At 41.2% G+C, this 12,353-nt stretch carries 10 protein-coding genes and 2 tRNA genes; 5 read left to right on the forward strand and 7 right to left on the reverse strand.

Annotation, left to right across the window (positions count from 1 at the left end; genetic code table 11):
- Positions 1–32: 32 nt before the first annotated feature.
- The 4 genes from CZ794_RS03115 to CZ794_RS03130 all read left to right on the forward strand — a co-directional run bounded on the left by CZ794_RS03115 (position 33) and on the right by CZ794_RS03130 (position 5,111).
- Positions 33–869 (forward strand): OmpA family protein, encoded by an 837-nt coding sequence (locus CZ794_RS03115; protein ID WP_087040166.1) that lies wholly within the window; start codon positions 33–35, stop codon positions 867–869.
- Between the two features lie 77 nt (positions 870–946).
- Complete coding sequence (locus CZ794_RS03120; protein WP_179207228.1) at positions 947–3,607, forward strand: DUF2345 domain-containing protein; 2,661 nt, start codon at positions 947–949, stop codon at positions 3,605–3,607.
- Positions 3,607–4,575 (forward strand): hypothetical protein, encoded by a 969-nt coding sequence (locus tag CZ794_RS03125; RefSeq protein ID WP_087040168.1) that lies wholly within the window; start codon positions 3,607–3,609, stop codon positions 4,573–4,575. The genes CZ794_RS03120 and CZ794_RS03125 overlap by 1 nt, the downstream gene beginning before the upstream one ends.
- 5 nt (positions 4,576–4,580) lie before the next feature.
- Positions 4,581–5,111 (forward strand): hypothetical protein, encoded by a 531-nt coding sequence (locus CZ794_RS03130; RefSeq protein ID WP_087040169.1) that lies wholly within the window; start codon positions 4,581–4,583, stop codon positions 5,109–5,111.
- 91 nt (positions 5,112–5,202) lie between these two features.
- On the opposite strand, the gene CZ794_RS03135 is transcribed toward CZ794_RS03130, so the two are convergent.
- From CZ794_RS03135 to msrB, 6 genes are all read right to left on the reverse strand, one after another.
- Complete coding sequence (locus tag CZ794_RS03135) at positions 5,203–5,937, reverse strand: DUF305 domain-containing protein (RefSeq protein ID WP_256958847.1); 735 nt, start codon at positions 5,935–5,937, stop codon at positions 5,203–5,205.
- A gap of 321 nt (positions 5,938–6,258) precedes the next feature.
- On the reverse strand, positions 6,259–6,540 hold the full coding sequence (locus tag CZ794_RS03140) for a YrhK family protein (protein ID WP_087040170.1): 282 nt from the start codon (positions 6,538–6,540) through the stop codon (positions 6,259–6,261).
- 358 nt (positions 6,541–6,898) lie between these two features.
- Positions 6,899–6,975: transfer RNA gene (locus CZ794_RS03145), tRNA-Asp, on the reverse strand.
- A gap of 38 nt (positions 6,976–7,013) precedes the next feature.
- Positions 7,014–7,089: transfer RNA gene (locus tag CZ794_RS03150), tRNA-Val, on the reverse strand.
- Between the two features lie 359 nt (positions 7,090–7,448).
- Positions 7,449–7,934, reverse strand: coding sequence for a glutathione peroxidase (locus CZ794_RS03155; protein ID WP_087040171.1), 486 nt, complete (start codon positions 7,932–7,934; stop codon positions 7,449–7,451).
- 166 nt (positions 7,935–8,100) lie between these two features.
- Positions 8,101–8,526, reverse strand: a complete 426-nt coding sequence (msrB, locus tag CZ794_RS03160) for a peptide-methionine (R)-S-oxide reductase MsrB (protein WP_087040172.1) — start codon at positions 8,524–8,526, stop codon at positions 8,101–8,103.
- A gap of 359 nt (positions 8,527–8,885) precedes the next feature.
- On the opposite strand from msrB, the gene CZ794_RS03165 reads away from it, so the two are divergent.
- Positions 8,886–10,535, forward strand: coding sequence for an aminotransferase class I/II-fold pyridoxal phosphate-dependent enzyme (locus CZ794_RS03165; RefSeq protein WP_179207229.1), 1,650 nt, complete (start codon positions 8,886–8,888; stop codon positions 10,533–10,535).
- 107 nt (positions 10,536–10,642) lie between these two features.
- Here CZ794_RS03165 and CZ794_RS03170 read toward each other — a convergent pair whose 3' ends face one another.
- The gene (locus CZ794_RS03170; protein ID WP_087040173.1) at positions 10,643–12,250 is read right to left on the reverse strand and encodes an inorganic phosphate transporter; all 1,608 of its coding nucleotides are present in this window, start codon (positions 12,248–12,250) and stop codon (positions 10,643–10,645) included.
- Positions 12,251–12,353 lie beyond the last annotated feature (103 nt).

A 12,353-nucleotide genomic window follows, 5' to 3' on the forward strand; every position in this document is an offset into this window, starting at 1 on the left:
CTGCTTACTTATATTAAGAAAAAGGTACTTTAATGAAAGTCCTCACTAAAATGACCCAAAATAAGCTCGCAAACTACACAACACATTTACTGTTGGCTACGGTTATCACTCTTCCTATCAGCGCCATGGTCTTTGCAGCCAGTAATAATGCAAATGAGACAAACAGCGCAAAAAATGTGCCCGTGGTTATCAAAGGGGTAGTCGCTACTAGTTCAGATAAGCAGCAATTGCTCGAAAAATTAAAAGCACAGTACCCTGACAAGTCTATTAGAGATGAGATCGAAGTACGTTCAAATATTAGTATACCAACCAACTGGCAACAAATAGCAACCGCCATCATTGATAGTGACATCTCTGATATTCGCCAAGGTCGTGTCGATATTCATGGCACTACCATTAGTTTACATGGAAAAGTAAACAGCCTTGAACAAAAGCAAGCGATTCAAAATCGTATTCATACACGCTTGACTGACCTCTATCAATTAGAAAATCAGTTGGTTGTGGTAGAAGGTGAACAGCGTCTTATAGATGAGACCTTAGGTAATCGAATTGTTGAGTTTGAATTTGGTAGCGCAAACCTAACGCCCTTAGGTCTGGGCATCCTAGATGATATGGCAGATGCGTTGCGTCGTATTGAGGACAAGCCGGTTCTTATTACTGGTCATACTGACAATGTCGGTAACTCTACCTCTAACTTGGCGCTATCAAACGAACGTGCCGAAGCAGTCAAACAATACCTAATAGGTCGTAATATTGATGCAAGTCGTCTCAGTACCACTGGTAAAGGAGATTCTAATCCTATCGCCAGTAATGATAACGAAGAAGGACGCACTCGTAACCGCCGTATCGAATTTGTTCTCGATGAATAATGACATTGCATACAACGATCATATTAGATAGACACGCCTGTTTATAATGCCACGGCTCAAAAAATAGAGACATGACTATGTTACGCTTGACCAACACTGTCCTCCCCATGCAGCCAGATAGGCTTTATGCCAGCGAAGGAAGCACTCAAGCGCCCTATCCAAGCGCTCAACAAGACATAAATGAGCATCAAGCATGGTTGCATAAGCTCATTCAAGGGTCTTGTGAAAAAAGTATTATCAATCGATTAAACCCCCATAGTGATTGCCAGTATCAGCAGCATGGTATCGATACTTATGTGCTACAGGTCTATATTCATGAGCGTCATCACCCGCCCTTTACGTCATTTACTCATTTGATTGGGAGTCGTTTAACCTTAAGCTTTGATACGCCTAGTGGTTTAAGCCATCGCCATTTATATATAACAGCGATGCAACAATTGGATCATGATGGCAGCTATGGTTATTACCGTCTACTCGCACAGCCTATCACTTATCGTTTGCACCAACATCTGCGTAGTCACATAGATACGGACTTGTCTGTACAAGCAATGATAACCGAGCGCATTGCCGCGCTAGATATAGAAATAGTCGATGACAGCGAGAGTGGCAGTGGTGCGAATTGGACGCCAGCGCGTATGACTCAGTGGCAAATTAGTGATTGGACGCATATTTGTGAACGGCTCACGCGTCAAGGATTGACTGCTTACTTGCGTCATGCGCAAACTGACGAACATCATCCGCCAACGCTCATTATTACCTCAGCTCACCCAAGTGATGGTGATGACGTCAGTTTAAACATCGGTGCCCTACGTTATCAACAAGTCTTACATGACCGCGTCCATGCACCCGTTTTAGCACTGAGCCAGCAAGTTACTACTCAACCCAGCTCGGTGACGATGCAGCGTTTCAATAGCGCAAATGTCGCACACCCCACCCAGTCTGCTGACGTTGTTACCAATATGGACAATGGCGAAGAGGAGAGCCAAACCACTAGTAACACGCTCACCTTAGACACGCCTGCTGCTTTTGCCCCCGTATCAGATACGGAAACTATTGATGAGGCAGCTATTGTCGCAAACAGTCATCAAAGCCTTTATAGCGTCTATCATGCATTGTCTCATGCCACCGATTTGAACGTGGCAGATACCTTTACACTGGTCGATCACAGCACACTTAATCAACACTACCGCGCCACCCACATTGTTCATTTGGCGCGCAACAACCTGGCGCATGTGACAGGCTTGACTAATAGTACCCGTCATCATGAACGTCATGCTTCAACGCTAGAATCTGGCAGTCACTTGACTCAATTGCGTCTGATTACCGCAGATACTCCATGGGTCAGTAGCTTTTATAGCAGGCGCGCGCTCCCGCCGATGACAGGCATCACTGAGACTCAAAGTGATGGTGACAGCCGCAATCATATGACACCTACCAAGAGCTACCTACTTGACCATACTGCTCAGCCTATCAATCGATTAGAAGCACAAGCAGGGGCCAACTATGGTACACACTTTACGCACAGAGCCAATGACCAAACCCTCATGCAATCTATTGGTGATAACGAGCACTTAATCAACACCGGTAGCTTACTATCACAAAGTCGCCCTAGCCTATTTGTCACAGCCGAAGAACAAGCCATAGAGAGCGGCTATCGCAACACAGACAATGGCCTCACAGAGTGGGTCACCGATCACCGCACAGAACAGGCTTACTCACAATTAAAAGTAGACAGTGCTAACGTCTCTGCCAGTCTAAAAATGGGCATCATCAATCCAGCAAAAGAAGGTGCCAAACGTCAAGGTATTAATGCCACCACTAACGCCCAAGTCAACATCAAATCTGGCGAAGCGTTAGTTCTATCCACCCAGCCACAAACCCACGCGCAGTCAGAACGACACAACTATCAGCACCATACTCCGACGTTGACGCAAACATCATTAGGCGGTCAGCATTTAGCAGAGCGTTTAACACAGTTGGCAACGGGCTTGGATAGATCGGTCAATGATCACAGTGTCATCAAAACGCAGCTTGAATCAATCGCTAAAGAACAAAGCACCAAAACCCATCAACAAACGCCTTACACCCTCATTGATAGCGCAGCAGATAGTAGCTACGTCAGTGAAGACCTACTAATCCAACGGTCGATGGGTGAGATGATCAGCACTACCCAGCAAGATATGACAATCAGTAGTGGCGACAGTCATAATCAAGTCAGTAGTGAGTCTCTCAATATCATAGCCGATGGTCAGTTTAGTATGACCAATGCCAAAGATAATATTACCCTCTCCGCGCACACAGGAAAGCTTGAAGCAACTGCTAAGCAAGATGTAAACATTGCCTCCTCCACCAAAGAGGTCGAAGTGGTAGCGACTAATAAGATTACGCTAACAGCGGGCGGTGCCAGTATTACGCTTGATGGTGCTGATATTACTATTGCAGCGAAGCAGTTTACGGAGAGGGGTGGTAAGCATAGTAAGGCTGGTGGTGGAACGGATGGGTTGGGGTTGGAAGGATTACCAAGCAAAATGCTAGAAACAGATAATAATTTGAGAATTATATATGACGAAGGATTCGTCATTGTTGACGAAGACACTCAACAACCTATACAAAACTGCCATTATCGAATCACAAAACCTGATGGAAGTATTGAGACAGGAATAACAGATGATAAAGGCAGAACAAAAGTAATAGAAAGTTATTCAGTTGAAGAACTTAAAATAGAGGTGAAATTCTAATGACTGATAATTGGCAGGAACTTGGAAAATCTTCAACTAGTCCCAGAAGTAGTACGAATAGAGCTGTTGTAAGTACAAGAGTACCAAAAAAAGAAAATATCATATTTATTGGTTCCGAGTTCGAATACAATAATTTTTGGTTAAAGAATATGTTTATTGCCGCTGCTTATCCCTTTGTTAAAAATAGAAATAAATTTAGACAATGTGACAAAGTCACTATCGCTTATGTCGACTATGGCTATACTCGTTTAGAAAAGCTAGCAATTGAAGGTTTAAAAAATGAAATTAGCTTTACTACAAACATAAGGTTCGTCGCTTTGAAAACCAAGTCTGAAGCTATTAACGTATTAAACGAAGATAGGGGTAATTATAAAATTCAGGACTTAGCTTTTTTTTGTCATGGGTTGAATGGAAAAATCACCTTAAACTATAGTGGAAGGCCTAATATCGATTTAACAAGTTCAGATATAAATAGAATTAATAACAATAATTTTTTAAGCTCAGCTATAGCTAATTCATACGCCTGTAGAACAGGCATGTCGGATAGTTTAACGCTTAGAACTCAAGGATCGTTTAATAGTATCAATGAAGCAGATTCTAGTAATAGTTTTGCTCAGCTATTTGCAAACAAACATAATATTGATTTTTATGCATTTTATAAACGCACTTTATATAGTAATATTTTAAATCCCAAAAGTGATGCTAATAAAATATCTGAAGACCTTAGAAATAAAAGAGCAACGAATAAAGATAATATTATTTCTATATTAGAAAACTATGAAGCGTTAACCCATACAGATTTAGGAGAAAGTTATAAAAATATATGGGGATTGGCTCCAAGAGGCGCAGTAGCTGAAGGAACAAATGGCTATTCATTATGGCGAAAAGGTGGTGGACTAAGAATGCCGATTGCTGCAGAGACCCCCACAGGTTTGCCAACATCAATGACTAAATTCACTCCTAAATGAGATATATGAAAAGAGATTCTTTAAAATATACTATGGTCACACTAGTATCTTTGTTAATACTAATTTTTACTTACCTTTACATGGTGAAATCGATGAATGCATTTAATTCTCAAAAATTCAGCCAAGCTGATTTTATACATATTCAAGAAGATTTGACTAATCAATATATACTATACAAAGAAAGTGTCAAAAAAAAACCTAGTACTCAAACCACAATAAAATTCCATAATATTATTCCACCGAGTGCGTCTAATATCGAAATATATTCTCATAAAATCTCTAACTACCTATATGTCGGTCCCTATGAATCCACTCTTAGTTTTCCTATAGACGATATATTATTTGAGGACAATGGGATTGATTCTTTGGTTATATCGATAGTAGATGAAGAAGATCGCATCTCTCATACTATAGAACAGGAGAAGACTTCCGAGTTTTGGAGAAAAGGTAGAACCACTCATCTCTGGTTTCTACCTTTTAGAACGTACGATGAAGAGACAGGTACAAGTATAGGATATACAGTGTCACTCAGCTAAACTTTAGATTAAACATATGCTGTCTATTTAACTTGCCAGTTTTAATAAAACTCCTATTTATTCAATATTAGTTGAACGAAGCGCTCACCTTCTATTCATTATACTTTGACAACCAATCTTGCATTTGCTCAATTTCAGACTGCTGAGCGTCGATTATCGCTTGTGCCAGTTTGCGCATCTCCTCATTTTTGCCATATTTAAGCTCTATATCTGCCATATTAACTGCTCCAACATGATGTGACAACATACCACGAGCAAAGGCTCTATCGGGATTGGTATCAGCATTAGCAGCCATCATTTCACTATGCATCGCCTCCATACCATCAGCGTATGCCTTTTGCACGGCATCTGTATCAGCCGTTGGCTCAGTAGCATCAGGATTACTAGCTAGCCACTCCTGCATTTGCTCGATTTCTGCTTTTTGAGTATCAATGACGTTTTGTGCCAGTTGTAGCATCTCTTTATCGGTACCATATTTGAGCTGAACCTCTGCCATATCAACTGCGCCAATATGATGACCAAGCATTCCCCGAGCAAATGCAGCATCTGGATCATTGTATTTCATACCAGCCATCATCTCATTGTGCATATGAGTCATTGAATCATTATATGCTTGTTGCATATCTGTTATCGTATCATCTGACATGGCATGTCCAGCATGAGCATCTATTGAAGGAGTGCCTGCTACTGTATTTTGGTCAGACGCGACTGCTGTCTTCTCAGTCACGTTTGCATCTTCATGGACAGGTTGGCAAGCGCTGAGTACCAATGTAGCACTCATGATAGTCATAAGAACAGAAAGGCGTAATTGTTTTATATTTTTCATGTTGTACCCTTAATCACTAAAGCGATCACTACAATTTAATTATCGTATTGCCTATAAAGATTAGCAAACCATTGGAATCCAGCTATTTAAAAAAGTAATAAGTATTAGTTATAAACCAACTTTTCCAAATAGTTTATTCTAATTCTTCTACTAGCGTTTGCCTCTCTTTAATTTCGCGTTTTTGCGCTTCGATAATAGCTTCAGCGAGTTGCCGCACGTGCGAATCTTCTATATCTGGTCATCTTTCTAAAAAATGATAACCCATCCCGATTTAAGCAAAATAGAAGAAGTGCCCGTTTTATATCATTTGAAAGAACAACGTTACTGATTATGACCATTGTTCTGGTTTAATTTATCAAATGCTCTTTTAACGTGTACCAGACTCGTCAATTTAATAAGTGGCTTAATGATAAGCTGCGCACTTCCTACGATGAATAACCAAGTACCATCTTGAGTCAATGACTCATTCAAAAAGAAAAAGCTGCCAATTAAAAACCAAATAGCGATTAATAAATCATTAAATGCGCCTAAAGCCTCATATCGGCGCTGTATGACGATATGTTCCTGACCGATATCCATCCCCCATTTCCTACTTTCACTCACAACTTGCTCCTTAGTCATATATCACTTGATGAGTCGCACAGATATATCAACTAGGCAGTATGCTTGTCAACGTCACGTTACAGGAAACCGACTGGAGAAAGGTCGCATAAATTATGGTATAGAGGACAATATGGATAATTAAAATCAAGAAAAAGAATTAAAAGTTGTAAAAAACTTTGGAAAACTTTCTTGATATAGATGAAATATTGAAGATAATAAAGAGATATGTTTTAAATTTTTGATATTTAGATTAGAAATAAAAACTACAGACACAAAAAAACCTCAAACAAAGTTATGTTTGAGGCGAAACTTGCTTAAACTTAACAGTTTAAATTTGTTTTCTGCTTACTACAGAATATGGCGCAGCGGACGGGACTCGAACCCGCGACCCCCGGCGTGACAGGCCGGTATTCTAACCAACTGAACTACCGCTGCTTAGGTCGTTTTAGCTTCTTTAACCACTTGCTAATAAGTGGTGGGTGATGACGGATTCGAACCGCCGACATTCTGCGTGTAAGGCAGACGCTCTACCAACTGAGCTAATCACCCTGAGCGAGGAGTAAACGAAGCACTGCTTCGTCCGAGCGCAAGAGAATTTACATTTTCGTAAATTCTAGAAGCTCAGTACCCAATATAAGGTATAACTTCTACTGCAAGAGAAACTCTTTAAAAATAATTTCTGTATTGCTTCATTAGCATAAGCTGTCACACTTAAGCTAACTTAATCAGCTAGGGTTAATTAAGTCCCCTTGCTGTGGGTGTGTATTATATAGATTTACGCATGGCTGTCAAACGCTATTTTCTACTTTTTTAAATATTTTGCACATTTTTATCAGTATTTATAGCAAGCATCTGTTTTTATTGGTTTTATATTTTCATATAAAACTAACTATTTTTATCTTGTGTTATTATTTGCCAGCTAATGCTTGTTCGATATCGGCTTTGATTGCGTCAGGCTTAGTGGTTGGCGCATAGCGATCAATGACTTGGCCGTTACTATCGACTAAAAACTTAGTAAAGTTCCATTTGATGCCATCGGTTAGTAAGCCACCTTTTTGATCTTTGAGCCATTTAAAGATTGGATGCGCCTCTGCCCCATTCACATCCACTTTCGCCATCATTGGAAAGCTGACGCCATAATTCTTTTGACAAAAAGCACCAATTTCTTCATTACTACCTGGATCTTGGCTACCGAATTGATTACAAGGAAAACCCACGACTACCAATCCCTGCTCTTTGTATTGTTGGTACAGGGCTTCTAGTCCTTCAAATTGCGGCGTAAAGCCACACTTGCTGGCGGTATTCACAATTAGCAATACCTTACCCTTATAGTCCGAAAATGCTTGCGACGTTCCATCCATACTCTCGGCGGTAAAATCATAGATTGTGCTCATCATTTATCCTTAAATTGATTAATGGGTAATGCCGTTTGATTGGCAGTGCTATTTTTTAATAATATACAGCGCCAATAATTAAAAAGGAAGCAACACGTGCTTCCTTTCTTTGTTCTTGCAGCGGTCTGACCTCAAAGCAGCTCTCAAACCATAGCTGGTATCAAATCTACTTTTCAGATTTGTCCAAGTCGATAGCCACTGAGTTAATGCAGTAGCGCATACCAGTCGTCTCACGTGGTCCATCAGGGAACACATGGCCCAAATGAGCGCCGCAGTTGCTGCAAGTCACTTCTGTACGAGTCATGCCCAGTGAGTTATCAACATGCTCGTCTATAGCGCTGTTATCGACGCCTTGGTCGAAACTTGGCCAACCGCAACCCGCATCAAACTTACTGCTTGAATCAAACAGACTGGCACCGCAACCTTTACAGCGATAGACGCCGTCATCAGTCGCATCATTATAAACACCTGTAAACGGGCGCTCTGTACCTTTTTCACGCATGACGTGATACTCATCAGCACTTAAACGCGCTTTCCAGTCAGCATCGGTCAATTGGCTGATTTCTTCTTTGCTTAATTGATTGTCTTGCATAATGTATCCTTATTTGAATATTTATTATCTGCTTTACTGCGTTTAATCTGCTATCAAAGCATTATCGTTCTATTAAACGATAACCTCTATCTTTTGGTTATCTATTCAATATTCAAGTCATGTCGTACAAGAATGACACTGATATCAAGTAATAGTAGGGCTTGGAATGAGATTCTTAAGTCTATTAATGCAAGTTATTCTTGCAATTTATATAATTTTTAAAATAACTTGCACGCAGGCTTGCGTTATCACAATTTATGCAATAATATCTTGCATTAATACGGCGTTAAAGCGATAGATTTTATCCCTCTAAACAGCTCGTTATCATGAATCAATTGATTAAATGCACTGAGGTAATTATGATCGATGACAACAGCAATAGTACACAGGCGACACGTCTAGTACAGTTGCGCCGCGACAAAGGTTTTACTGCTGAACAATTGGCGCAAGCAATGACAGCCGCAGGTGCCAAAGTCAGCCGTGGTGCCATCTCTAATTGGGAGCGTGGTACAAATGGCATTGTCTCATCCAAATTACCAACCCTTGCACGTATTTTAGGATGTAACGAAGGCTACCTATTACGCGGGGAACATCAGAATGATGCCAACGATAGTGCAACATCTACCGATAGTCAGTCACAACAGAATAAAAATCTGGATAGCGCGATGACAGCAAGCGTGCAAACCGATAATAAGAATAAAATTGTAGCAAATCCATCAGCATCAACTTCTGACACTCGTCAACATTTACCAAACAATGCAATGAATGGTCATTCTATGAACACAATTAAAAAATCCGATAAATTACAAAACGTTTGCTATGACATTCGCGGTCCCCTATTACAAACTGCTAATAGAATGGAGGCTGAAGGCAAACGCATTTTAAAGCTTAACGTCGGCAACCCTGCACCTTTTGGTCTACAAGCGCCTCATGAAATTTTGCAAGATGTGGCTATGAATTTGTCTGAAGCAACGGGATACTCAGATTCACAAGGTATTTTTTCAGCCCGTAAAGCGGTATTGCAATATTATCAATCAAAGGGATTGTTATCAGCAGTCGATGTGCGCGATGTTTATCTTGGCAATGGCGTCTCTGAGCTGATTGTCATGACCATGCAGGCGTTGATGAACGATGGTGACGAAGTATTGATTCCAATGCCTGATTATCCTCTATGGACTGCAGCGGCCAACCTATCTGGCGGTACAGCGGTGCATTATCGCTGTAATGAAGAAGACAACTGGCAACCTGACATCGAAGACATAAAATCTAAAATCACCAGTAAAACAAAAGGCATTGTGGTGATTAACCCTAATAACCCAACAGGTGCGTTATATAGTGACGACTTACTCAAGCAAATCATTGAGGTCGCTAAAGCATATGACTTGATCATCATGGCCGATGAGATTTACGATCGCATTCTCTATGACGACACCGTACACACACCGATGAGCACTTTGACTGACGATGTACTGGTTCTGTCATATAACGGCCTGTCAAAATCACATCGTATTGCTGGGTTTCGTGCTGGCTGGATGATGGTGTCAGGTCGCAAGCAACATGCTGCTGACTTCATTGAAGGCTTGGATATGCTGGCATCTATGCGTTTGTGCTCCAACGTCCAAGGGCAGTATGCCATCCAAACAGCGATGGGCGGCTATCAAAGCATGAAAGATTTGACCTCAAAAACTGGTCGTCTATACAAGCAGCGGGAGCTTGCGGTATCGCGACTCAATGCGATTAAAGGTATTTCTTGCACTATGCCACAAGGCGCATTTTATTGTTTCCCCAAGATCGATCCTGAGGTTTATCCTATCGAAGATGATATGGCATTTATGATGGATTTACTTATCGAGGAAAACGTATTAATGGTGCAAGGTACAGGGTTTAATTGGGACAAGCCTGATCATTTTCGCCTAGTGTTCTTGCCAAATTTGAATGATTTAGAAAATGCAATGGATCGCCTAGATCGCTTTTTTGCCAAAAAACGTCAGCAGTTCGGCACAGCGTAACCCTAAAGTCGATATAAAAACGCCTAGCGATAAAAGAGCGCTAGGCGTTTTTTTTGATAAGGGATTAATCGCTTACCATCATAAGACTTATATTGATAAAAGTTATTTTAGAAGATATTGCTCAATACCAGATAACTGACAGCAGACATGATGGCTGCTGCAGGAAGCGTAATGATCCATGCCAAGCCAATTGGCTTCATAAGCGCCCAGTTCGTATCTTTATTGACAATACCAATCCCAAGTACGGCTCCAACCAGCGTATGCGTGCTCGATACAGGTAGACCCATGGTAGAGGCACCCATCACGACCGCTGCCGCCGCAAGCTCAGCAGAAAAACCAGAAGCCGGATGCATTTTTGCCAAGTTTGTACCGACCGTTTGAATCACTTCTTTACCAATGAACCAAAGACCCACGATAAGCGCCACACCAAATGTCAACATCACAGCAGGTGGGACAGCAGCTTCTGTAGCAATACTATTGGTACGAATGACATCCATGATGGCTGCAAAAGGACCCACGGCATTAGCAATATCGTTCGATCCATGACTAAAGGCAAAAGCAGAAGCGGTAAAGACTTGCATCCAGCTAAACATAATAAACGTTGCTTTGGTCAAATCTTCTTTATGCTTACCGCGAATACTCTTGGTATAAATAAAGGTTGCCAACCATACGAGCGCTGCGATCATACCCATGATTAAAAAGCCTTGCAGCGTCGTCATACCGCTATTGACGTTTTTGAGACCTTTGAACACGACCAAAGACGTCATCACCGCACCGCCAGCCGCTGCAATAATTGGCACCCATTGCTTAAGTGCTTTTAGCGTATCAAGGCTACCGCGCTCGTTTTCGATTTCATATAACTGCTTGTAGTAGTCGGTTTCCAAATCTTCAACAACGCAATCATCATCTTTATAGATTTCTTGATCACGCAGCATCGCTGACGTATAAGCCAATTGCTCTGACTCAGTGAGACCGTCTAAAAACTCTTTATGATTTTGCTTGAGGGTCTTTTTATCCCCCTTGAGCACGGCAATGTGTGCTTCTGTTCTATCATTGTATTCAATGATATTTTTCTTGATTTGCCCATATAAAAGGTAAGAAAAAACGCCACCTAATAAAGGAGACAACACCCAAGAAATAGCAATCGTCCCAACGGTGCCCCAATCTACTGTAGATAGGGCCATATCAGTACCACCCAAGGTGATACCTAATACGATCGAGCTACCGATAACGCCACCAATAATGGCGTGAGTGGTTGAAACAGGCAACCCTTTTTTGGTGGCAAACAACAACCAAAATGCCGCAGCGATAAGTGCTGACAGCATGACGTAAATAAACTGGTTGGGTGATACTGATAACCCATCCAAATCGACAATGCCGCTTCGAATGGTGTCAGTCACTTCACCACCTGCCAGTACGGCACCAGAGACTTCAAATATCGCTGCGATACCCAAGGCTTGCGGAATCGTCAATGTTCCTGCACCCACAGAGGTACCAAAGGAGTTAGCGACATCATTACCACCAATATTGAATGCCATAAAGACACCAAAAGCGGTCGCAACAATAAAAAGCGTCATTTGTTGATGCATTGTGTAATCTAGACCCCACCACAAAAAGTAGGCGGTCATCGCAATCAGTAAAATGGCAAAAAATAGATTTATTCTCATAGAGCCAACCGATTTTGTTGGTTCTGTAGAACTGTTGCTAATACCCATACGTTAATACGTCCTGCGTAAGCTGATTGAAATTATATGCGGTTGATGACATCACGCTGTATATACAGCGATTATATTTACTTTCAATATTCGATCTACTTAT

The organism is Psychrobacter sp. JB385 (assembly GCF_900163785.1).
GTDB lineage: Bacteria > Pseudomonadota > Gammaproteobacteria > Pseudomonadales > Moraxellaceae > Psychrobacter.